This window comes from Nitrosospira multiformis, assembly GCF_900103165.1.
Taxonomy (GTDB): domain Bacteria; phylum Pseudomonadota; class Gammaproteobacteria; order Burkholderiales; family Nitrosomonadaceae; genus Nitrosospira; species Nitrosospira multiformis_D.
The window spans coordinates 2,033,593-2,056,751 of the sequence record NZ_FNKY01000001.1; the positions used below are offsets into that span (position 1 = coordinate 2,033,593).

The following is a 23,159-nucleotide window of genomic DNA, read 5'->3' on the forward strand; positions in this document are numbered from 1 at the left end:
AAGATAACCCGATGGCTGCATATTCTTCCGGAAAGCGCAGTGGGCCGCTTGTGTGGCATGGAATACCCATGGTCATCATGGTGCTTGCACTCTCCGGCTGCATAACCCTGCCCGCTCCCCAGGCGATCGTACAACAACCGATGTCCGCCCGTACGGGAGTGGGCGGCCCCCCGCCTGCCAATGGTGCCATTTTCCAGGCAGGTACGCATGACCGGCCGTTATTCGAGGATCGCCGTGCGCGCGTGGTAGGCGATACCCTGGTGATTGTTCTTAATGAGCGGACCAACGCAAGCAAGAAATCTGCCAGCAGCGCGAACAAGAGCAGCGGCATAAATTATGAAGTTCCGCCCATGATATTCGGAGTGCCCATCACCAAGAATTTTGATTTAGGTGCGTCGACTACCAACGATTTCTCGGGTAAGGGCGAGGCAGCTTCCACCAATAATTTCACTGGTACGATCACTGTCACCGTGCTGGAAGTGCTGCCCAACCGCAACCTGGTGGTGAGCGGAGAAAAGCAACTGGCCATGACGCAGGGCACCGAATATATCCGTTTCTCCGGAGTGGTGCGTCCCGAAACGGTCATCAATAATACAGTATCATCGATCCAGGTAGCGGATGCAAAAATCGAGTACAAGGCCAACGGCTATATCGACGAGGTGCAGACCATGGGCTGGCTCTCGCGCTTTTTCCTGACCATATCACCGTTCTGAGCGAGGCTGATCATGCCGCATGACATACTTCATTCGCCACCGCGTACCGCGATTCTTAAACAGGTCAGCTTGCTGTTTCTTATGCTCTGGCTGGGGTGGGGTGCCATGACTACTCCGGTGCAGGCCGAACGGATCAAGGATCTGGCCACGATCCAGGGCGTGCGGGCTAACCAGCTCATCGGATACAGTTTGGTGGTGGGTCTGGATGGCACGGGCGATCAGACCAGCCAGACGCCATTCACTGTGCAGACCATCGTCAGCATGCTGATGCAAATGGGCATCAATCTGCCGCCCGGCACCAACTTGCGGCTGCGGAACGTGGCTGCGGTGATGGTTACCGCTTCGCTGCCGCCATTTGCCCAGCCAGGCCAGGTCATTGACGTGACAGTATCCAGCATGGGTAATGCCCGCAGCCTGCGTGGCGGCACGTTGCTGATGACTCCGCTCAAGGGCGCTGACGGCCAGGTTTACGGCATGGCGCAGGGTAATTTGCTGGTCGGCGGTTTCGGCGCTTCCGCCAGCGGCAGCCAGGTACAGGTCAATCACCTAAGTGTCGGGCGTATTACCGGCGGCGCGACAGTCGAGCGCGCGGTGCCTGTCGCCTTGGGCCAGGATAACGTCATCCGGCTTGAGCTTAACAGCACCGACTTTTCCAATACCAAAAGAATCGTGGATGCCATTAACGGGAAGTTCGGCACGGGTACCGCAGCGGCGCTGGACGGCAGGGTGATCCAAGTGCGTACGCCGGAGGGAAGCGATCAGCGCGTGGCATTCGTTGCGGACATGGAAAGCCTGAATATAAATCCGGCACCCACCTACGCCAAGGTCATTGTCAACAGCCGTACCGGCTCGGTGGTTATGAATCAGGCGGCTACGGTCGATGCCTGTGCCATTGCACACGGCAATCTATCGGTGGTCATCAGCACTGAACCGGTAATCAGCCAGCCGGGGGCTTTTTCCAGCGGGCAGACGGTGCAGGCGCAGCGTTCGACCATCGAAATCAGGCAGGAGTCTGGCATGCTCACAATGGTCGAGGGCGCCTCGCTGGCCGAAGTGGTGAAGGCCTTGAACGCGATCGGCGCGACGCCGCAGGATCTGCTGGCGATCCTGCAGGCGATGAAATCCGCCGGGGCGCTGCGGGCGGATCTGGAAATCATCTAATGATGACTTCGGCCGACCTCTCGGGCAAATTCGCGCTTGATGTGCAGGCGGTCAATGAGCTGCGCACCGATGTTAAAAGAACCGACAAGGCCGGGCTTGAAGCTGCCGCAAAGCAATTCGAGGTCCTGTTCATGAACATGATGCTGAAGAGCATGCGCGAGGCGACTTCCCAGGATAGCTTGATGGACAGCGACCAAAGCCGTCTTTATACCTCCATGCTCGATCAGCAGTTATCGCAAAGTATGGCTTCACGTGGCATTGGCCTGGCCGACATGATGGTGCGCCAATTGGGCCGCGGATTGCCGGTAGATTTGCCGGGGGAAGGCACTGCACCCGCTTCCGCGCATTCTGGGACCGGTGTTCCGGAGACATCGCCGCAAGAGAACATACCCGTACAGCAGCAGCCGCTGCAACAGACGCAGCCGCCGCCGCAGCAGCAGAGCAGCGCGCTGACTCCGCAGCCCTCGCAGTTGCCGCAGGCGCCTCAACAGGCTGCACTTCAACCGGGATCGCAATCGCAAGTGGCCGAATTTCAGAGCAGGCTAATGCCGCATGCAGTCCAGGCCAGCCAGACGACAGGTATACCGGCGCGGTTTATGCTCGGACAAGCGGCGCTCGAGAGTGGTTGGGGCAAACGCGAGATTCGCGCGGCGGATGGCACCCCCAGTCACAATCTGTTCGGCGTGAAGGCCGGCAGCAACTGGAAGGGCTCCGTGGTGGAAACGGTAACGACCGAATATGTCAATGGCGTAGCGCAGAAGAGCGTGGAAAAATTCCGTGCCTACTCTTCATATGCTGACGCCTTCCGCGACTATGCCAATCTGCTGCGCAACAATCCGCGTTATGCGGACGTAGTGGCGCAAGCAACGCAAGGGATCGATGCGGCGGGCTTCGCGCAAGGATTGCAGCGTGCGGGCTATGCCACTGATCCGAACTACGCGGACAAGTTGACCCGCATCATCAAGACGACGCAATGGTCCTGAGGACCATCATTGCCGGTACTGCTGCCAGTTCCGCCATCTTGCCGTTTGACCAGCGACGCGGGCGTAGAGTCATTTGGTGCCTACCGCTAAATATTTTCTGCCAGCAGCCGTTAATATTGGATATAGCTATGGCCATCGCTATGGGTGAGGAGAAATTACATGAGTAACGGAATTTTCGGCATCGGACTGAGCGCGCTCAATGCCGCGCAGAGGGGATTGCTTGTTACCGGCCATAATGTCAGTAACGCAGCCACCCCCGGCTATACTCGCCAGCAGATCGTGCAGTCGACCAACCCGGCCCAAGGCACCGGCACCGGATTTATTGGCCAGGGAGCGAAGGTCGATACGGTGAGCCGTTCATATAATCAGTTTCTGACCCAGCAGGTTACTCAGGCAAAAACGGAATCCGCCCAGCTCGATACGTATTTTGCCCAGATGCAGCAGATCGATAAGTTGCTGGCCGATCCGGGCGGAAACCTCGGCCTCGCACCGGCACTTCAGAATTTTTTCGGAGGCGTGCAAGACGTCACCACCAATCCGTCCGACATGCCTTCCCGGCAGTCGATGCTATCCAGCGCGGAGGTGCTGGTACGGCGATTCCAGTCACTGGATAGCCGCCTTAACGAAATACAGGACGGGGTAAACACGCAAATAAAGGATAGCGTGTCGCTGATCAATACACTCGCGGCGCAGATCGGTAAGCTGAATGCGACCATCAGCCAGGCTGAAGGCTCCGCCCGAGGCCAGCCAGCAAATGATCTGCGGGATCAGCGCGATGAGCTGGTGGGACAGCTCAATCAGGAGATTCGTACCAATGTCGTGCAGCAGGGTGACGGTTCGTACAGCATCCTGATCGGTAACGGTCAGCCGTTATTGGTCGGCACCCAGGTTTTTCAGCTCGCGACAGCGACTTCTCCGACCGACGCGCGCCGTATCGACGTGACTTACGTTGCTGACGGCAGCAGCACGCCGATCCGAGAATCGACTCTGGATGGCGGCAAGCTCGGCGGGTTGCTGCAATTTCGCAGTGAATCGCTTGATGCTGCCCGCAATGGTCTGGGGCGTGTCGCCATCAGCCTAGCGGGGACCTTCAATGAGCAGCACCGCCTAGGGCAGGATTTACACGGTAATCTGGGTGGCGATTTCTTTACCGTGCCGAGTCCTTCGGTGGCGGCCTCCACCAATAATAGCGGCAGCGCGGTTATCGCCGCGGAAATCACCAGTTACAGCGCGCTCACTACCAGCGACTACCGTCTCCGCTATGATGGCGCCAATTATACTGTTACGCGCCTGAGCAACGGTGTCGCGCAAGGAGCCGCGCAGACCTTTACCACATTTCCGCAGACGGTGGACGGCGTACGCCTGGATATTGCATCGGGCACCATTGCCGCGGGCGACGAATTTCTGATCCGGCCTACCGTAAACGGGGCCGGTCAGATTGGGGTCGCCATTCAGGACACCAGCCTGATCGCGGCCGCTGCGCCCATCCGCACCGATACGCCGCTTGTGAATACCGGCACCGGACGCATCAGTGCCGGGACGGTCAATGCGCCGCCGCCGGCCGATCCCAACCTGCAACAGCCCGTGACGCTTACCTTCACCAGTGCAACCACTTTCGACGTGAGCGGCACCGGCACCGGCAATCCCTCCGGTATTGCGTTCACGCCGGGCGGCACCATCAGCTACAACGGATGGACTGTTCAAATCACCGGTTCGCCCCAGCCGGGCGATACGTTCAGTATCGGCCCCAACATCAATGGTGTGGGCGACAATCGCAATGCCTTGCTATTAGGGGCGTTACAAGGCAGCAACACCATGGCGGGTGGCACGATAAATTACCAGACCGCCTATGGTCAAATGGTCAGCCAGATGGGCAACAAGACCCGCGAGCTGGAAGTCACCAGTGCCGCCCAGGCCAATCTGGTAAGCCAGACCCAGGTTTTGCAGCAATCAGAGTCGGGGGTCAACCTGGACGAGGAGGCGGCCAACTTGCTGCGCTATCAGCAGGCGTATCAAGCAGCCGGCAAGATAATACAGACCGCCAGCCTGATGTTTGACACACTGCTTGAGATGTCGAGATAGCAAAGCAGGCCCTCAAATGCAATATTTGAGACCCCTGATTCGTATTCATGTCTATGAACCATTCTCAATTTGAGGCTTATGTAGGATGGGTGGAGCGTTGCGTAACCCATCAAAATCCTACATAAAGCGAACCATCAGATCATGACCGTACTCGTGTGATTGTGGTTTGGTGAGGTGTGAAAATAATCCAATGATGGGTTGTGCTACGCTCCACCCATCCTACCGGAAGCCGTATAGATGCATGCAGCAAAGCACGTGATGAAATGAATAGATAACAGGCCGGATAGCAAAAAAACAAAGGAGAAATCACCATGCGCATTAGCAGCAACACCAGTTATGAACTCGGCATCGCTGCCCTCAATCGCCAGCAAGCCGCGCAGGTCAAGACCCTGGAACAGATTAACAGTGGCACGCGTCTTCTTACGCCTTCGGAAAGCCCGGCAGCCTATGTTCGCGCGCTAGGGGTATCCCAGGCCGATGCAAGCAATACCCAGTATGCAGCTAACCGGCAGAGCGCCACGAGTAGCCTGGGGATGCTGGAAGGCACCCTGAAGGACGTAGTAAATCTGGTGCAGAATGCGCAGGAACTCGCCGTGTACGCGGGTAACGGTACGCTTAACGACAGCGGCCGTACTGCTATCGCCACCGAATTACGCGGCAATCTTGATGAATTGTTGAGTCTTTCCAATCGTACCGACGCCAACGGGCAATACCTGTTTTCCGGCTATCAGGGATCGACCAAACCTTTCGTGGATACAGGCAGCGGCGTGCAGTACATGGGCGACGATGGCAAGCGCCTGGTACAGGCCAGCGATTCGCGCCAGCTCGCCGTGAACGCATCGGGGCAGGAGGTATTCCAACGCATTCCGGCTTCCGGTGGCGGCTACCAGAGTCTGTTCAAGACACTCTCTGATCTGATCGGCGTGCTCGAAATCCCAGTCGTCACTGCTGCCGACAAAACTGCGCTCGCCAGCGGCCTGAACGCAGCCCAGAGCAATTTATCCAGCTCACTGGACAATGTGCTGCGCGTCCGCTCCGACGTGGGCACACGCATGAATGAAGTGGACACGCTCAACAACACAGGTGATGCGTTGAGCATTCAGTACAAGCAGCAGCTTGCTGACCTGCAGGATGTCGATTATGCCAAGGCCATTAGTGACCTGACCCAGCAGCAAGCATACCTGGAGGCGACGCAGAAGGCATTCCTGAAAGTGCAGGGGTTGTCGTTGTTTGATTATATTCGGTAGTGATGTACTACTGAACGTTATTTACTGCACGGTTTATTCAAGCCGGTGGGATTGTCGTTGCCCCAGCACAAAAGGGGATGATTTAGAGATTGGAGCCAGACAAAATTTAAATTTCTGTAATTTGATATCTAAAAATCGGACGACTTTACCCAAAGTCTTGGTTAAACGGTATATTTTTGCAGGGGCTGAGGCGAAAGTATTTCATCAAAATCATACACAAGCGCGATGGTATCTTGTGCGAATGGTTGTTCTTTTATTATTAAATTTCCTAACTAAATCCATCGATATGATGGGCAACTTCATTGCTCATGCCTGTATATTTCCTTTATTCCTTCTCGACAATTGTGCGGTGGTTGAATGATCTTGATCCCTGCATTGCAGGCTCTCGTCGTTTGGTGCCCTACGGGTAGTAAAGTCGACAGGGCCTGCTAAAATGCAATTTTTCCGCGTTATAATCTTCTTTTCTAATTAGATAGAATTTCTGGCCTATAAATAATAATTTACCTCAATTCTACGCACTGAGTCATCTCAAGCTCACCATAGCAAAGACTGGAAGAGAGAATAACCTTGCTGCTCACTGGAGCAGCTCCATCGCTCGGTATCCTCACCAAATTAACAATAAAAGCTACTGGGCTTAAGTACGTTTCTTTGGGAATACATGAGAGCATAAAGCTGGAAATTTTCGAATCTTAACGGATAGACCTGAACAGCAGCGTACCGATGAAAGACGCGGATAAATCAGAAGAAAAAATAGAAGACGCCATGCAAGCAGCGGAAGGGGAAGCGCAGTCGCTTGCCATCGTTGCCAATGCGCCCGGCATGGTATTTCAGTATGTCCGGTATGAGGATGGCCGGCACATTATACCGTTTGTCAGCGACCAGTGTTTTAACCTGCTCGGCATCACGGTTGAGGCATTACAGGCTAATCCCGAGTTGTTTATGGATATCGTACTGCGGGAAGACCGGGAGGGTTTGCGCCGCTCCAGGGATCAATCAGCCACCAGATTGAATACATGGAATTGGGAGGGCCGCCTGTGGATTGAGTCGTTCCGAGATGTAAAGTGGGTGAGCCTGCGAGCCAGTCCGCGCCGGGAGAAGGACATTGGCGTGATCTGGGAAGGCATCATCATCAATATCACGCAAAGCAGGCGGCGGGAGACGGAACTCAAGGAATCCCACGAACGCCTGAGGGAAGTATCATCGCATGTCATGGCGGCGAGGGAGCATGAGCGCATCCGCATCGCCCAGGAGATTCACGATGATCTTGGCGGCAATCTGACAGCTATCAAGATCGACCTGGATTGGCTGGGCCGTCATATCACGGATGAAGACTCGGTATTGCTCGCAAAGATCCATACCATCGATCAGCTGGTCGACCGTACCATCGATTCGATACGGCGCATGTCCCGCGATCTGCGTCCCGGCATCATGGATTTCGGCATCGTTGCGGCAATCGAATGGGAGGCAGGTGAATTCAGCAAGCGGCTCGGCATTCCGTGCGAGGTCGTGTGCGCTCAGGAGGATATTGAACTGGACCAGGACGCGGCGGTCGCCGTATTCCGGATCTTTCAGGAAGCGCTTACCAACATTGCCAAGCATGGGCGGGCTTCGCATGTCTGGGTACGGCTGGATGCGGATATATCCGCTAAAGGGCAGCTGGAGCTGGAGGTGCGTGATAACGGTCGCGGCATTACAGCAGCGGACACGGGGAAGTTAAATTCTTTCGGCATTCGCGGCATGATCGAGCGCGCAGGTCTGCTTGACGGCAAACTGACCGTCAGCGGCGCGCCAGGGGAGGGCACTGCGGTGCATTTGTCGATCCCGCTCGCGCTGGGGCGGGATAGCCTTGCGATCCCGCGATCGAACATCCGGCCGTCATAGCAGATGAATATACTGATTGTCGACGATCACGCTATTGTCCGGCAGGGCTTGCGGCAAATCCTGATGGAAAGCGGTGAAGCCATTTTTATCAAGGAAGCGGATTGTGGTTCCGACGCAATCCGGCAGGTACGCGAGGGCGAATGGAACGTGGTGGTGCTGGATATATCGCTGCCGGACAGGAGCGGTATCGAGGTTCTGAAACAGATTAAGAAAGAGTGTCCAAGAATTCCCGTGTTGATGCTCAGCATGCACGAAGAAGGTTTATATGCCATCCGGGCGCTGAAAGCGGGTGCATCAGGATATATCACCAAGCAAAGCGCGCCTGGCGAGCTGATGGCGGCTATCCGCCAGGTGGCGCGGGGCCGCAAGTATCTCACCGCGACCCTGGCCGAGGCGATGGCGGATAGCCTGGGTGCCGATTATGAGCGGCCGCCTCACGAGACTCTTTCCGACCGGGAATACCAGACGTTGTGCCTGATCGCTTCGGGTAAGGGCCTCACCGATACGGCTGAGGAAATGCGTCTGTCCGTCAAGACCGTCAGCGTCTACCGCGCGCGGCTGCTGGAAAAGATGAAGCTCAAAAATAATGCCGAATTGACCCATTATGCTATTAAAAATGGGCTGGTCTGATCGGCGCACCGCCATTTCCTGTTATTCCGCTTTTACATTGGCGCGCAGGAAAGCGGCGTAATCCCCTTCATCGAGCGAGCCGCCCGCCAGCTTTAAAACACCCTGCGCCGCGTCCTCTTCGCTGGCGGTAAAGCGGTAGCCGTTCAGTTCGAGAAACAGGATGCCGATAACAAAGCCGGTACGCTTGTTGCCATCTACAAAGGGATGGTTGCGCACGATGCCTGCTGTGTACGCCGTCGCCATGCCGATGATGTCAGGTGTATCCTCATAGGCGTAAAGCTGCTGCGGCCGTGCGAGGGCGGATTTCAGCAGGGCACCATCACGCAAGCCCGTAGCACCGCCATGGAGCGCGAGCAAGCGATCATGCAGCGTAAGCGCATCCCATTCTTCTATCCAAACCGGTTTCGTCACTTAGCCAGCGTGTGCAGTGTGTTGCGATAGCGGCTGATGATGTCTTCGGCCTTCGCCATTTTTTTTTCGAAGGCGGGATCATAGGAGGTCAGCCGGTAGCTGCCATCCGGTGCTTCGATCAGGAACAGAGGTTCTCCATCTTTCGTGTGTAGACGGTTGATAACATCTTTGGGCAGGACGACTCCGAGCGAATTGCCAAATTTACGGACCTTGAGTTCAACCATGACGGTCTCCTATGTTGTTATTACTATTGTAATAACATTTTAAATGCTTTGGCAACCGTGTTGTTGCGTGGTTTTGATGGGTTACGCTACGCTTCACCTCATCATACATAAGCTTCATATCCAAGTTCAGATATAGAACGTGTATTTCTCATTAATCGAGAGATTGCGCATCTCTCTGTCCGCTTATCATAACGGTCTGATTATTTGTTGAGTCTCACGGTGGATAGCAGTAACTGGGACGCTCCGGGCCGGTTGGAATTACGCAGAAAAATCTTGCCAAATCGATTAAATTTATTTTGTGAGGCGCCGTTAATCAACATAACAGCGGTTGATCAGCCTTGGATTTGGGTGGATCAAAGTCGAAAGCTGTAGGGTTTAATTCCATCACACTTTAATCGAGGAGATTTTGAAATGGCTGCAATTATCAACACCAACGTAATTTCGCTGAATGCGCAACGCAACCTTAGCAGTTCGCAAAGCGCGCTTGCCACCTCCCTGCAACGCCTGTCTTCCGGCATGCGCATCAACAGCGCCAAGGACGACGCGGCGGGATTGGCGATTTCCGATCGGATGACTTCCCAGATTCGCGGTCTGAACCAGGCGGCACGCAACGCCAACGACGGCATCTCGATGGCGCAGACCGCCGAGGGCGCGTTGGGAGAAATCGGCAACAACTTGCAGCGCATTCGCGAGCTGGCGGTGCAATCGCGCAATGCCAGCAACAGTGTTAGCGACCGTACCGCGCTCAACAACGAAGTCCAGCAGCTCAAGGATGAAATCGACCGGGTATCTTCAACGACCGCATTCAACGGCATCAAGCTGCTCGATGGCACATTTACCAATCAGGCATTCCAGGTTGGCGCCAACGTTGGCGAAACCATCTCCATCAGCGGCCTGGTCAACGCACAGAGCACATCTCTCGGCACGAGCACCAGCAGCACCGCCAATGTTACCGGCGTCGCCGCCACGGCTTTCACCGCGATCACTGCGGGTGACCTGACCATCAACGGCACCAGCGTGGGCGCGGTTGCCGCCGGTGGTAACGCCGTGACGCAGGGCGCCAACATTGCGGCTGCCATCAACACGGTATCGGATACCACCGGCGTTACCGCCACCGCCGACGCCGCCGGCGTGGTCTCGCTGACCAACGTATCGGGCAATACCACGGTCGTGGCCTTCGCCGGCGCCTCCGCCACCACGGCGACCACCGGCCTGACAGCCGCCACGACCGCGGTAACGACCGCGACGGGCGCGGGATTCGCGAATCTGGACATCAGCAATACTACCAATGCCGACTTCGCCATCGCTGCGATGGATTCGGCACTGAGCGCACTCAATGCGGGCCGTGCCGACCTGGGTGCCTATCAAAACCGTTTCTCATCGGCGATCTCAAACGTGCAAACCGCCGCGGAGAATCTGACTGCATCGCGCAGCCGTATCGTCGATACCGATTTTGCGGCGGAAACCGCCACATTATCGAGGAACCAGGTACTGCAACAGGCGGGTACGGCGATGCTGGCCCAGGCCAATGCCATGCCGCAGTCCGTGCTGGCGCTGCTGAGAGGATAATTGAAGGAATCAGTCTTACTCAAAGCTGATTGACGGATGCAACCCCGGGGCGAAGCCCCGGGGTTGCATTTGTACCTTAGCCGTTCAGATGGTTTATACCTGCTTTACCACTTGATGGGTTACGCTACGCTTTACCCATCCTGCATAAAGTAAGCATCGCCGAGGTTCTCACATTCACTTTGCGATGCAATGAGGCCCAGGATGTTTTGGTGCGGGCTTCTCACCGCTGTTTTTATGGTCGAAATCCGGATATACGGTGTGGATTACCCGTTAATCGTTGGATTGCGCAACGTCCCCTCCGCTTATCATTCCAAGTCTGGCTATTTGTCATTGACGTTCTGAGAAATCTTGATAAATCGATTAAATTTATTTTGTGAGGCGCCGTTAATCAACATAACAGCGGTTGATCAGCCTTGGATTTGGGTGGATCAAAGTCGAAAGCTGTAGGGTTTAATTCCATCACACTTTAATCGAGGAGATTTTGAAATGGCTGCAATTATCAACACCAACGTAATTTCGCTGAATGCGCAACGCAACCTTAGCAGTTCGCAAAGCGCGCTTGCCACCTCCCTGCAACGCCTGTCTTCCGGCATGCGCATCAACAGCGCCAAGGACGACGCGGCGGGATTGGCGATTTCCGATCGGATGACTTCCCAGATTCGCGGTCTGAACCAGGCGGCGCGCAACGCCAACGACGGCATCTCGATGGCGCAGACCGCCGAGGGCGCGTTGGGAGAAATCGGCAACAACCTGCAGCGCATCCGCGAACTGGCGGTGCAATCGCGCAATGCCAGCAACAGTGTTAGCGACCGTACCGCGCTCAACAACGAAGTCCAGCAGCTCAAGGATGAAATCGACCGGGTATCTTCAACGACCGCATTCAACGGCATCAAGCTGCTCGATGGCACATTTACCAATCAGGCATTCCAGGTTGGCGCCAACGTCGGCGAAACCATCTCCATCAGCGGCCTGGTCAACGCGCAGAGTTCAGCTCTGGGTTCCACGACCAGTACTACAGCCAATGTTACCGGCGTCGCCGCCACGGCTTTCACCGCGATCACTGCGGGTGACCTGACCATCAACGGCACCAGCGTAGGCGCGGTTGCCGCCGGTGGTAACGCCGTGACACAGGGCGCCAACATTGCGGCCGCCATCAACACGGTGACGAATACTACCGGTGTAATCGCCACCGCCGACGCCGCCGGCCTGGTCTCGCTGACCAATATGTCGGGCAGCAATACGGTCGTGGCTTTTGCCGGCGCCTCCGCCACCACGGCGACCACCGGCCTGACAGCCGCCACGACCACTGCGACAACGACTACTGTCGCCGGTTTTTCAGGGGTGGATATCGGCAATACGTGGGGTGCCGACATTGCTATTGCCTCAATGGATTCGGCGCTGAGCGCGCTCAATGCGGGCCGCGCCGACCTGGGTGCCTATCAGAACCGTTTCTCGTCGGCGATCGCGAATGTGCAAACCGCTGGAGAGAACCTGACCGCATCACGCAGCCGTATCGTCGATACCGATTTTGCGGCGGAAACCGCCACATTATCGAGGAACCAGGTGCTGCAACAGGCGGGGACGGCGATGCTGGCCCAGGCCAATGCCATGCCGCAGTCTGTGCTGGCACTGTTGAGAGGTTAACCAGGCAGGCGATTAACCGGTCAAGAGCCGGTTATCAGGAACGAATCCGGGGGTGATCCCCCCGGATTCGAGTTTTGAAATCAAACGCTTTGTAATCCGATTTCGACTGAAGTCGGATTACAAAGATAGCAGCGAATTGAATAAACCCGTGCCGGATCGCCAGCAAGCTTCCGGCCGCGTGGTAAATGGGACCAATAGGACCCTAACGAGTATAGGCGGAGACATGGGCATATCTGCAGCAGGCATTGGCTCGAATCTGGATGTGGATGGAATCGTCAGCCAGTTGATGGCGGTCGAACGGCAGCCGCTTACGCTGCTGGCGAAACGCGAAACCGACTACCAGGCGAAGCTGTCCGCGTACGGGACACTGAAAGGCGCGCTGGCATCGTTCCAGACGGTGATGAAAGGAATGGCTGATGGGACCAAGTTTCAAGCGCTCACAGCCAGCCCGGGGGATGCTTCCATATTAACCGCCACGGCCAATGCCGCTAATAAAGCGGTGCCGGGGAGCTATTCAATAGAGGTGCAGCAACTGGCGCAACAGCAGAAAATCCGTTCCGACGGCTTTGCCAGCACCGCCAGCGTGGTGGGTAGCGGTACCCTGACGATTCAGTACGGGAGTTACGACAGCGGTAGCAACAGCTTCACCCTGAACAGCGCAAAACCGGCGCAGACGGTGGTTATCGATCCGTCCAACAACACGCTTGCCGGCGTGCGCGATGCGATCAATACTGCCAATATCGGCGTTAGTGCGACGATCATCAACGATGGCACCAGCAACAGGCTGGTGTTGACCGCAAAGGATACCGGCGCCGCCAGCAGCATCAAGATCACTACCGCTGACAGCGATGGCGTCAATCTGGACGCGGCCGGCTTGTCCCGGCTCGCCTTCGACCCGACGGCGGCAGCAGGTTCCGGCAAGAATCTGACCGAAGTGCAGGCTGCGCAGGACGCCAAACTTGTAATCGATGGGATCGCCATCAGCAAAGGCTCGAACATCGTTACCGATGCAATTGAAGGTGTGACGCTCAATCTACTCAAGAGCAGTATCGGCACCCCGACCACGCTAGCGGTGGCGCGTGACAGCGCTGGCATCAAGGCGTCAGTCGAAGCATTCGTCAAGTCTTACAACAATGTCAACCAGACGCTTTCGGATCTCAGTTCCTATAACGCAGCGGCAAAAAAGGGCGGCATACTGCAGGGCGACTCGGCAGCTTTATCGATTCAGATCCGCATTCGCGCCACGCTATCGGTCGCGGTGGGAGGCGTGTCGGGTGGCATTGACTCATTGTCCCAGATAGGCGTCGCTTTCCAGAAAGATGGCAGCCTGGCGCTGGATTCCACCAAGCTCCAGACAGCGCTCGACAATGGCTTCGATGGCATCGCCGGTCTGTTTGCCGTGCGTGGTACGCCGACGGACAGCCTGGTTTCCTATGGCGGAGCCACCAATAAGACGGCAGCTGGAAATTATGCGGTCGCGGTTACGCAACTTGCGGCCCAAGGCAGCCTCATCGGCAGCCAGGTGGCGGGACTGGGCATTATCGCCGGAGTCAACGACCAATTGAATATCAATGTGGATGGCGTAGCGGTCAGCGTCACACTTGCCGCAGGGACTTACGCATCGGCGGATGCGCTGGCGGCTGAGGTGCAAAGCAAGCTGAACGGCGCCGCCGGCCTGATGGGTGCGGGTAGTTCAGCCGTGGTTTCACAAGCAGCCGGGGTGCTCAGCATCACGTCGGCACGCTATGGTTCCGCCTCCAGTGTCACCGTCACGGGTGGTAACGGTGCCGCCGGTCTGATGGGTGCAAGTCCCGCGTCGGCGGCCGGAGTGGATGTGGCCGGCACTATCAACGGTGTAGCCGCGACCGGAACGGGACAGACTCTCGCGGCTGCAACCGGGAACGCCGCAGAGGGCTTGCGCCTGACCATCAACGGCGGCGCGCTGGGCGTCCGCGGTACCATCAGTTTTTCGCGCGGTTATGCCGATCAGTTGAACACGCTGGCGGCAGACCTGTTGACGAGCGACGGCATCATCGCCAGCCGCACCGACGGCATTAATGCCAGTATCAAGGATATTGATCGCCGCCAGGAGGACTTTACCCGCCGCCTGGAGGGTATTGAGGCGCGTTACCGGGCGCAGTTCACCGCGCTGGACACGATGCTCAGCAGCCTGAACCAGACCAGCCAGTTTTTTGAGCAGCAACTGGCCAGCCTGCAACAAAACAAATCTTAAAAGGAGAAATCTGATATGTACACCGCGTCCGGCTATGGCATTCATGGCGTCAGCGCCTACGCCCGGGTGGGCCTGGAAACCGGCGTTATCGCGGCTAGTCCGCACAAGCTTATTCTGATGCTGTTCGAGGGTGCGCGCACTGCGTTGTCATCCGCTCTCCTCCATATGAGAAATGGCGAAATTACCCCCAAGGGGGAAGCAATTTCCAAAGCCATTGCGATCATCAGTTCCGGGTTGCAGGCCAGCCTCGATGTCAAGGCCGGTGGCGAACTGGCCCAGCAGCTTCATGCGCTCTACGATTATATGAGCCGCCGGCTGTTACAGGCCAATCTGCACAACAAACCCGAGTATATCGAGGAAGTGGCCCGCCTGCTGGGCGAACTGAACGAAGCATGGGAAGCGATAAGTTTATCCCCTTCGCCACAAGCGGGGGATTCCAGTGTTCAAGCAGCGGGGCTTGCCGCCGGTTATGGAAAGGCATGAATCCCATGAATAGCACGGATACGCTCGCCGCCTACCAGAACATTTCCAATGTTACCGGCGAAATGGTCGCAGCTGCCCAAGCCGGTGAATGGGACCGTCTGACGGTACTGGAACGGCATTACGCCACACTGGTGTCGCGTCTCGCGACCGCGCAGCCTGCGCGGCTTACAAACGAAATGCTCCGGCAAAAAATTGAATTGATTCACAAAATCCTGGCTGATGATGCCGAAATACGCAGCCACACCGAGCCCTGGCTGGGGCGTGTGCAGAGTTTGCTCGGCAATGCGGGAATGGAACGGCGTTTACGCCGCGCGTACGATCAGGAGCCGGGTGGCACATAACAAACCGGATGGGGCGGCGACCTTACAAAGTACCCTGGACACACGATATGTTTGCATTCAATGCACTCAACGCATTAACCCGTATTTATCCCGGCCTGATGCTGGCGCGCCGGCAATCCGGCGACACCCAGTTGCTGGCGGGACTGGAACCGGGCCAGCGGCTGCGGGCCACGGTACAGAATAGTCTTGCCAACGGCGAGTTTATGGTGGCGCTGGATGCCCGCAATGCAGGCAATACGGGGAGCGGGCAGACATTACACATGAAGCTGCCCGCAGGAGTCAGCTCAGGTGACGTGTTGAACCTGATTTTTGTCTCCCGCGAGCCCCAGCCAACATTTACGCTGACCACTGAGGCGTCACCTGCGGGAGTTTTTTCACGATTGAGCGAGACTGGCCGTCTTATCGATAGTCTGCTGCGCCACCCGATCTTCCCAAGCGGTTCCGCAACGTCGTCAAGCGCGACTTCCTTTCATTTTCCGTTGCTCGCCATGCCGCCGGCCGATGGCACTGACCTGGCACGGAGCCTGGAAAGTGCTCTTAGCCGTAGCGGGCTATTCTACGAATCTCATCTGGCACAGTGGGTCGCGGGCACAAGGTCGTTGGCGGAACTGCTGCTGGAGCCGCAGGCGCGCCTGTCCGGACAGCCAATCCGGTTCTTTGCGGACGCCGAGTCGAACGCGGCCATCGCGCTACACAACAATAGCGCTGATGATACCGGCACCGCTGACGCCACGTTCGCATCCGAGGTGCCCGATCCGGTGCATCCCTCCGCCATGGCTCTTGTGCGGCAACAACTGGAAGCTTTCGAGATGCGCCATTTTTCCTGGCAGGGTGTGGCATGGCCCGGTCAGGCCATTGCATGGGAGGCGCTCGAAGAAGCACCGCAAGAGCAAGAAGAGCGGGAAGGGCTGGAAGGGCTGGATCAGCCCGCCGCAGCCTGGCAAACCCGCTTGCGGTTGACGCTGCCGAACCTGGGGCTAATTACCGCCAGTTTGCGGCTCAACACTCGCGGCACGGGCGAGATGAGCAGCGTGGATGTGCGGCTCACCGCGGCGGAGTCAATGACGGCGACCGCTCTACGGGCAGGCGTTGCACCGCTGGCGAATGGTCTGGAAGCCGTTGGAATCAAACTGCTGAACATGGGCGTGGATCTTGATGAAGAGGCCTGATCCACGCGAAGCCGCCGTCGCGCTGGCCTATCGTGCCGGGCAATCCGCCCCGCAAGTCATCGCCAAGGGACGTGGCATGGTTGCCGAGAGTATTATCAGGAAGGCGCGAGACCACGGCGTCTACGTGCATGAGTCGGCGGAGCTGGTATCGCTATTGATGCAAGTGGATCTGGATCAACGTATCCCGCCTCAGCTATATCAGGCGGTAGCGGAATTGCTCGCCTGGCTTTACAAGCTGGAGGCGGGCGCGGCTCTTCCACTTCCCTATAAGGCTTTGCCCTCTCCATCCGAATCCACCGGAAGAACGGAAACCCTTCTACTCGACAAACGCGGCACCCTGCCGGATAAATCTAAATCCGGTAGTTGACTGCTCATTCATGAGTTTAGTTCTATGATTCATAAAGATTTCCTGTGTCATTTGAGGTTTACCTTTTGGGTGAGTCCGCTACAGGGCGGATCGCACGGTTTTTATGGCGCATGGCGGTGTTGCAACGCCTTGAAATGGAACGGTGCCCCGAAGCGTCGCACGAGGGGCCCCGCGAAGCGGGGATCGGGCAGCGTAGGGGATGCCGCGCCCGCGCCCAACGTCCATGGGGCGCCCGCATCCCGCTTCGGGGTCGCACCTTCCTGCGGAAGGCACTGCTCCACCCTACGCGGTCGCATTTCGCGTTGTTACGTCTTGCCCCGCACCCCAAAAACCGCACGCTCCACCCTGTCCAACTACCGGATTTAGGTTAAACCGCCAGATCGATAAATGCCAGTTTTACACCGGCATGTTCATGATGTCCTGATATGCCATGACTAGTTTGTTGCGAACCTGCAAGGTGTATTGAAGTGAAATGTTCGCTTTTTGCATCGAGATCATCGCTTCGGTCAGATTGGCGCCCGGCGCGCCTATTTCAAAATCCTGCATGAGTTTTGCGGCATTTTGTTGCGAGTTATTGACCTGATCCAGCGAGTGTTTGAATACCGTGCTGAAATCAACGCGTCCACCTTCATTCGTTTCGCGCACGCCTGGCGTGGTTGCGCCGGATACCGGTTTGCCGGAAGCCACCGCCGCACCGGCCCGCAATTGCGCGAGCATTGCGTCTATCTTCGATACATCCATACGGTCCCCACTTTTCATATCCGAATATGCGCACGATAGCATTCCCGCCTTAAATCCGTGCCCTGAAATGGCGGTAAAACTGGCTTCTGTTCTCCGCTTTAAATTCGGCCGGGACATTGATAATGCTGTCATTCGGTTAAAGCAAGCGTTGCATCCAATGATTGGACGCGAGTTGCGTTCGATGATCGCGAGTAGGAAAACACTTTTGATTGATATTGAATCACCGGGGAGAGCATGATGACGGCGGGCGCGGAAGCGGTTGCGGTAAGCAGTCCAATGAGTTTGAGTGGTCCACAGATTTTCCTGAGCCGGATGTCCAGCCAGCAAAAGATGGGTTTTATGCTGGCCGTTTCCGCCATCATTGCATTACTCGCGGGCGGCTGGATGTGGAGTCAGGCTCCCGACTACAAGGTGCTGTTCAGTAACGTGTCCGACCGCGACGGCGGCGCCATTATTGCAGCCCTGCAGCAAATGAACGTGCCGTATAAATACGCCGACGGTGGCGGCGCCATCCTGGTGCCTGCCAAGGAAGTACACGATGCCCGTCTCAAGCTTGCTGCACAAGGGTTGCCCAAAGGCGGCCTGGTGGGCTTCGAGTTGATGGAAAACCAGAAATTCGGTACCAGTCAGTTTCTTGAACAAGTGAATTTCCAACGCGCACTGGAAGGGGAACTTGCACGTTCGGTCCAGGCGCTGGCGGCGGTCAGCAGCGCCCGCGTTCATCTGGCCATGGCCAAGCAATCGGTATTCATGCGTGAACAACAGAAACCCAGTGCCTCGGTGCTGGTTAATCTTTACGCGGGACGCACACTTGATTCGCAGCAGGTGAATGCGATCGTGCACCTGGTATCGAGCAGCGTTCCGAATCTGCCCATCAAGAATGTGACAGTGGTGGACCAGACCGGCAGCCTTCTAAGCAAGACGGATGAAGCCAATCCCGGCACCGGCCTGGACCCCAACCAGTTGAAGTACGTGCAGGCATTGGAGCAAAGCTATGTGAAACGGATCGAGGCAATCCTGATTCCGATCGTCGGACAGGAAAACGTGCGTGCCCAGGTTGCGGCAGATGTGGATTTCGCCCATTCGGAGCAGATGGATGAGCGCTACAAGCCCAATCAGACGCCGGAAAGTGCCGCGTTGCGCAGTCAGCAGACGTCGGAATCGATGACCTCCGGTCAAGGCGAAGGCGGGGTGCCCGGCGCGCTCTCCAATCAGCCTCCCGCGTCCGCGACAGCCCCGATTACGACAACCCCGGCCACGCCGCCCAATCAGGCGCCGATACCCGGAACGCCTGGCGCACCCGCCCAGGCGGGCGGCGAGCCCGCCGTCCCAGCCGTGCCACCGCCGCCCGTCAATACGCGCAAGGATGCCACCACCAACTACGAAGTGGACAAAACCATCCAGCATGTGCGCAAGCAGGTTGGCGGAATCAGACGGCTGTCGGTTGCGGTGGTGGTCAATCACCGCAGGGTGACGGACGAGAAGGGAATAACCAGCATGCAACCCCTGGGCGAAGCGGAAAAGGCGCAGATCATGGATCTGGTGAAAGAGGCCATGGGTTTCAGCAGGGAGCGCGGCGATACCCTGAACGTGGTCAACAGCCCCTTTACGGATATAGAGAAAGAATCTGTGCCGGAGCTTCCCTTGTGGCAGCAACCGGAGATGATCGAGCTTGCCAAGGAAATCGGCAAGAATGTGCTGATCGGCGCACTGATTCTGTATCTGGTACTCGGCGTGCTGCGGCCGATGCTGAAGCGCATGAACCAGCCACCGGCGCAGGCGCCCGCATTACTAACTGGGAATAATGAGGATCAAGAGATGCAATCGACGTCTGCTCTAAACCAAGCGCCGCAGCTTTCCCAGTACGATGAAAAACTGGCTCTGGCCCGGCAACTGGCAAGGGACGATCCGAAGATGGTGGCGAGCGTGGTCAAGAAGTGGGTGGCCGGCCATGACTGAGCTGGGTGTCAATAAAAGCGCGATCCTGCTCATGTCGCTGGGTGAGGACGAAGCGGTGCAGGTGCTCAAGCATCTCACTCCCCGTGAGGTGCAGAAGGTCGGCACTGCCATGGCAAAGATCAAGAACCTGAGCCGGGATCAGATCGATAGCGTGATCAGCGATTTCTGCAGCCAACCGAAAGATAAGACCACCGCTTTGGCTCTCGACCCGGAGGGCTATGCCCGCTCGGTGCTTCATAAAGCGTTGGGCGAGGACAAGTCCGCGGATCTCATCAGCCGCATTCTGGAAGGCAGCGATACCAGCGGCATAGAGGGCCTCAAATGGATAGATTCGCCGTCGGTGGCGGAGCTGATCAAGAGCGAGCATCCGCAGATTATCGCCACCATCCTGGTGCATCTCGACCGTGATCAGGCAAGCGAGATTCTGGGACAGCTTCCCGAATTGCTGCGTAACGACGTGCTGCTGCGTATTGCCACGCTTGACGGCATCCAGCCTTCGGCATTGCGGGAACTCAACGATGTGCTGACCGACCTGCTGTCGGGGAGCGAGAATATCAACAAAAGTCCGGTGGGGGGCACCCGCACCGCGGCAGAAATCATTAATTTCATGGGCAGCGCAGCTGAGACTTCCGTACTCGACAATTTGCGCGAATTCGATCCGGATCTGGCCCAGAAAATAATAGACCAGATGATCGTGTTCGAAAACCTGATGGATATCGATGACCGCGGCATACAGCTGGTGCTGCGCGAGATCCAATCCGACACGCTCATCATCGCGCTGAAAGGCGCCGTGCCGGAACTGCGGGAGAAAATATTCAAGAACATGTCCAGCCGGGCTTCGGAAATGCTGCGCGAAGATCTGGAAGCAATGGGTCCGGTGAAAGTGCGAGAAGTAGAGGCCCAGCAAAAGCAAATACTGCAGACCGTCAGGCGCCTCGCTGATGAGGGTCAGATCGCATTCGGCGGCAAGGGCGAAGAGAGCTACGTTTAACCCGATAATCCATTAAGGCACTAGCACCCAGGTAGGTTTGGAGAGCCGCCTGATGGATTATCCGGGCTTGAATAAATAGTCTCCCTGTAAATTTGGTTTCAGGTTTTGAATTCATAAAGGCGCTTCAAATTTCGACTCCCAGCCGGGAGGGAATGACGCAGGAAATAACAGCCAATGGTCAGTCAAATTATTCCTAGAGAACACCTCGCCACTTATGAGCGCTGGGAAATGAGCGCCTTCAAAAAAACCGGTGCCTCCGCCATGGCACCGGCATTTGGTTTCGAGATCGAGGAGCCGGAACAGCAGTCAGCGGTCATTCTGCCTACTGTCGAGCAGATCGAGCGGATACATCAGGAGGCGCAGCAGGAAGGCTACGCGACGGGGCACAAGGCGGCTCAAGAGGCGGGTTACGGGGCGGGTTATGAAGCCGGGCGCGAACAGGCCACGATGGAAGCTGAAAGATTGCAGAGCCTGCTCAGCGGTTTCCAGCGGGCATTGACTGACGCCGATCGGACCATCGGCAACGATTTGCTTGCTCTGGCTCTCGATCTTGCCAAGCAAATGGTACGCGAGGCCCTCAGAGTGAAGCCAGAACTCGTGTTAACGATAGTGCGCGAAAACATACACCATGAGTCCGCATTCAGTCAGCCGCCACAGTTATACCTGCACCCGGAGGATGCCGCTCTGGTACGCGAATACCTGAACCACGAACTCAACGACTGCACAGTGCACGTCGACACCCGTCTGGAGCGTGGCGATTGCAGGGTAAAGACGGGCCACGGCCAGGTCGATGCCACCCTTGCCACCCGGTGGCAGCGTATCACGCAAGCACTGGGACAGAATAGCGCCTGGCTGGAACAACCCTAAACCCGACGGATGAACAATGACGCAAATTCCTGCCCATAACCCGATCGACACCCATGCCGGCCGATGGCGCGGCTTCCTCAATGGCTGCAGTGATATAGCAGCCGGTACCGAATCCTTTCAGCGGTCAGGCAGCCTCACTCGCGTCACCGGGCTGGTAATGGAAGCGGTCGGGCTCAAGCTTGCGGTGGGCAGCGGTTGCACGGTGCTGATGCCCAACGGCAACAGGGTGGAGGCGGAGGTGGTGGGCTTTCATGGGGAGAGGCTTTACCTGATGCCGACCCAGGACGTGTTTGGATTGACACCTGGCGCCAAGGTCATTCCGTGGGAAAACACCGTGAACCCCGCAACATTGTCTGAGCCCGGCGTTGCCAGTCATCCGCGCCGCCGCGCCTCCGACCGGGTCAGGCATTTCCCGGTGGGGGAAGGCCTGCTGGGGCGGGTGCTCGATGGTGCGGGGCGTCCACTGGATGGGCTCGGGCCATTAAAGGCTGAACGTGACGCGCCGCTCGTCAACCAGTCGTTCAACCCGCTTGACCGGGAACCCATCAAGCAAATACTGGACGTCGGGGTGCGTGCCATCAATGCGCTGCTCACGGTGGGGCGCGGCCAACGCATGGGTCTGTTTGCCGGTTCCGGGGTGGGGAAGAGCGTCCTGCTCGGCATGATGGCACGCTATACCAGTGCCGACGTGATTGTGGTCGGATTGATTGGCGAGCGGGGCCGCGAGGTCAAGGAATTCATCGAACAAAGTCTTGGTCCGGAAGGGCTGGCCCGCTCGGTGGTGGTTGCCGCACCTGCCGATACCTGGCCCTTGATGCGATTACAGGGCGCGTCCTACGCTACGTCCATTGCCGAGTACTTTCGCGACCAGGGCAAAAACGTGCTGCTGATCATGGATTCACTTACGCGCTATGCCATGGCGCAGCGAGAGATTGCGCTGGCGATCGGAGAGCCGCCGGCCACCAAGGGATATCCGCCTTCGGTGTTCGCCAAGCTGCCGCAACTGGTGGAAAGAGCCGGGAATGGTGTCAAGGGCGGGGGCTCGATCACCGCGTTTTACACCGTATTGACCGAAGGGGACGATCAGCAGGACCCAATCGCCGATTCAGCACGCGCGATTCTTGATGGCCATGTTGTCTTGTCGCGCCAGCTCGCAGAAAGCGGACATTACCCCGCTATCGACATTGAGGCTTCGATCAGCCGCGCCATGTCCGGTCTGATCACTCCTGAGTACTTCGAGCAGGTGCGCGGCTTCAAGCAGCTCTACTCGCGCTATCAGCGATCGCGCGATCTGATCAGTGTCGGTGCTTATGCGCCGGGAAGCGATCCATTGCTGGATCGGGCGATCATGCTGCATCCCCAGCTGGAGGCATTCCTTCAGCAGGGCATGTTCGAGTGCGCCGATTATACGGACAGCGCCGCTAAATTAGGTACATTGCTCGCCCCACGAGGCTGATTAGTCT

22 protein-coding genes are annotated in these 23,159 nt (G+C 57.2%); 18 read left to right on the plus strand and 4 right to left on the minus strand.

Going from position 1 to position 23,159, the window contains the following annotated elements; translation table 11 throughout:
• Window positions 1-11: 11 nt before the first annotated feature.
• The 7 genes from BLR00_RS09125 (at window position 12) to BLR00_RS09155 (ending at window position 8,697) form a co-directional block, all read left to right on the plus strand.
• Window positions 12-713 carry a flagellar basal body L-ring protein FlgH gene (locus BLR00_RS09125; protein WP_074634231.1) on the plus strand — a complete coding sequence of 234 codons (702 nt, stop codon included), beginning with the start codon at window positions 12-14 and terminating at the stop codon, window positions 711-713.
• Window positions 714-794: 81 nt separating this feature from the next.
• Window positions 795-1,874, plus strand: a complete 1,080-nt coding sequence (locus BLR00_RS09130) for a flagellar basal body P-ring protein FlgI (protein ID WP_302847667.1) — start codon at window positions 795-797, stop codon at window positions 1,872-1,874.
• Window positions 1,874-2,857: a flagellar assembly peptidoglycan hydrolase FlgJ gene (gene flgJ / locus BLR00_RS09135; protein ID WP_074632064.1), complete on the plus strand. Its 984-nt coding sequence runs from the start codon at window positions 1,874-1,876 to the stop codon at window positions 2,855-2,857. Before BLR00_RS09130 ends, flgJ begins: the two co-directional genes overlap by 1 nt.
• A gap of 159 nt (window positions 2,858-3,016) precedes the next feature.
• Window positions 3,017-4,939, plus strand: a complete 1,923-nt coding sequence (flgK, locus tag BLR00_RS09140; protein ID WP_074632065.1) for a flagellar hook-associated protein FlgK — start codon at window positions 3,017-3,019, stop codon at window positions 4,937-4,939.
• A 311-nt stretch (window positions 4,940-5,250) separates the two neighbouring features.
• Window positions 5,251-6,186: a flagellar hook-associated protein FlgL gene (gene flgL, locus BLR00_RS09145; protein ID WP_074632066.1), complete on the plus strand. Its 936-nt coding sequence runs from the start codon at window positions 5,251-5,253 to the stop codon at window positions 6,184-6,186.
• 720 nt (window positions 6,187-6,906) lie between these two features.
• Window positions 6,907-8,067 carry a sensor histidine kinase gene (locus BLR00_RS09150; protein ID WP_074632067.1) on the plus strand — a complete coding sequence of 387 codons (1,161 nt, stop codon included), beginning with the start codon at window positions 6,907-6,909 and terminating at the stop codon, window positions 8,065-8,067.
• A 3-nt stretch (window positions 8,068-8,070) separates the two neighbouring features.
• Window positions 8,071-8,697, plus strand: coding sequence for a response regulator (locus BLR00_RS09155; protein WP_074632068.1), 627 nt, complete (start codon window positions 8,071-8,073; stop codon window positions 8,695-8,697).
• A 21-nt stretch (window positions 8,698-8,718) separates the two neighbouring features.
• On the opposite strand, the gene BLR00_RS09160 is transcribed toward BLR00_RS09155, so the two are convergent.
• Together BLR00_RS09160 and BLR00_RS09165 are read right to left on the minus strand one after the other, a co-directional pair.
• The gene (locus BLR00_RS09160; protein WP_074632069.1) at window positions 8,719-9,108 is read right to left on the minus strand and encodes a type II toxin-antitoxin system death-on-curing family toxin; all 390 of its coding nucleotides are present in this window, start codon (window positions 9,106-9,108) and stop codon (window positions 8,719-8,721) included.
• Complete coding sequence (locus BLR00_RS09165; RefSeq protein ID WP_074632070.1) at window positions 9,105-9,332, minus strand: AbrB/MazE/SpoVT family DNA-binding domain-containing protein; 228 nt, start codon at window positions 9,330-9,332, stop codon at window positions 9,105-9,107. Before BLR00_RS09165 ends, BLR00_RS09160 begins: the two co-directional genes overlap by 4 nt.
• A gap of 411 nt (window positions 9,333-9,743) precedes the next feature.
• Here BLR00_RS09165 and BLR00_RS09170 point away from each other — a divergent pair, with 411 nt between their 5' ends.
• The 7 genes from BLR00_RS09170 to BLR00_RS09200 all read left to right on the plus strand — a co-directional run bounded on the left by BLR00_RS09170 (window position 9,744) and on the right by BLR00_RS09200 (window position 17,138).
• Window positions 9,744-10,901: a flagellin N-terminal helical domain-containing protein gene (locus tag BLR00_RS09170; protein ID WP_074632071.1), complete on the plus strand. Its 1,158-nt coding sequence runs from the start codon at window positions 9,744-9,746 to the stop codon at window positions 10,899-10,901.
• A 486-nt stretch (window positions 10,902-11,387) separates the two neighbouring features.
• Window positions 11,388-12,545, plus strand: coding sequence for a flagellin N-terminal helical domain-containing protein (locus BLR00_RS09175; RefSeq protein WP_074632072.1), 1,158 nt, complete (start codon window positions 11,388-11,390; stop codon window positions 12,543-12,545).
• Window positions 12,546-12,768: 223 nt separating this feature from the next.
• Entirely contained in the window at window positions 12,769-14,778 is a 2,010-nt protein-coding gene (gene fliD, locus BLR00_RS09180; protein WP_074634232.1) for a flagellar filament capping protein FliD, read from the plus strand.
• 15 nt (window positions 14,779-14,793) lie between these two features.
• Window positions 14,794-15,261, plus strand: a complete 468-nt coding sequence (fliS, locus tag BLR00_RS09185; RefSeq protein ID WP_074632073.1) for a flagellar export chaperone FliS — start codon at window positions 14,794-14,796, stop codon at window positions 15,259-15,261.
• Complete coding sequence (locus BLR00_RS09190) at window positions 15,258-15,602, plus strand: flagellar protein FliT (RefSeq protein WP_074632074.1); 345 nt, start codon at window positions 15,258-15,260, stop codon at window positions 15,600-15,602. Before fliS ends, BLR00_RS09190 begins: the two co-directional genes overlap by 4 nt.
• Before the next feature lie 47 nt (window positions 15,603-15,649).
• Window positions 15,650-16,771 carry a flagellar hook-length control protein FliK gene (fliK, locus tag BLR00_RS09195; protein WP_074632075.1) on the plus strand — a complete coding sequence of 374 codons (1,122 nt, stop codon included), beginning with the start codon at window positions 15,650-15,652 and terminating at the stop codon, window positions 16,769-16,771.
• The gene (locus tag BLR00_RS09200; protein ID WP_074632076.1) at window positions 16,758-17,138 is read left to right on the plus strand and encodes an EscU/YscU/HrcU family type III secretion system export apparatus switch protein; all 381 of its coding nucleotides are present in this window, start codon (window positions 16,758-16,760) and stop codon (window positions 17,136-17,138) included. Before fliK ends, BLR00_RS09200 begins: the two co-directional genes overlap by 14 nt.
• Before the next feature lie 101 nt (window positions 17,139-17,239).
• Here the strand turns inward: BLR00_RS09200 and BLR00_RS16310 are convergent, their stop codons facing one another.
• Together BLR00_RS16310 and fliE are read right to left on the minus strand one after the other, a co-directional pair.
• A complete protein-coding gene (locus BLR00_RS16310) occupies window positions 17,240-17,434 on the minus strand; it encodes a hypothetical protein (RefSeq protein WP_143007635.1) in 195 nt (64 codons plus the stop codon).
• A gap of 100 nt (window positions 17,435-17,534) precedes the next feature.
• Window positions 17,535-17,897, minus strand: coding sequence for a flagellar hook-basal body complex protein FliE (gene fliE / locus BLR00_RS09205; RefSeq protein ID WP_074632077.1), 363 nt, complete (start codon window positions 17,895-17,897; stop codon window positions 17,535-17,537).
• A gap of 219 nt (window positions 17,898-18,116) precedes the next feature.
• Here fliE and fliF point away from each other — a divergent pair, with 219 nt between their 5' ends.
• The 4 genes from fliF (at window position 18,117) to fliI (ending at window position 23,152) form a co-directional block, all read left to right on the plus strand.
• Window positions 18,117-19,838, plus strand: coding sequence for a flagellar basal-body MS-ring/collar protein FliF (gene fliF / locus BLR00_RS09210; RefSeq protein ID WP_074632078.1), 1,722 nt, complete (start codon window positions 18,117-18,119; stop codon window positions 19,836-19,838).
• Window positions 19,831-20,829 carry a flagellar motor switch protein FliG gene (fliG, locus tag BLR00_RS09215; RefSeq protein WP_074632079.1) on the plus strand — a complete coding sequence of 333 codons (999 nt, stop codon included), beginning with the start codon at window positions 19,831-19,833 and terminating at the stop codon, window positions 20,827-20,829. The genes fliF and fliG overlap by 8 nt, the downstream gene beginning before the upstream one ends.
• Before the next feature lie 228 nt (window positions 20,830-21,057).
• The gene (locus tag BLR00_RS09220; RefSeq protein ID WP_256324096.1) at window positions 21,058-21,696 is read left to right on the plus strand and encodes a flagellar assembly protein FliH; all 639 of its coding nucleotides are present in this window, start codon (window positions 21,058-21,060) and stop codon (window positions 21,694-21,696) included.
• Window positions 21,697-21,712: 16 nt separating this feature from the next.
• Window positions 21,713-23,152 (plus strand): flagellar protein export ATPase FliI, encoded by a 1,440-nt coding sequence (gene fliI / locus BLR00_RS09225; RefSeq protein WP_074632081.1) that lies wholly within the window; start codon window positions 21,713-21,715, stop codon window positions 23,150-23,152.
• The last annotated feature ends 7 nt before the right edge of the window (window positions 23,153-23,159 follow it).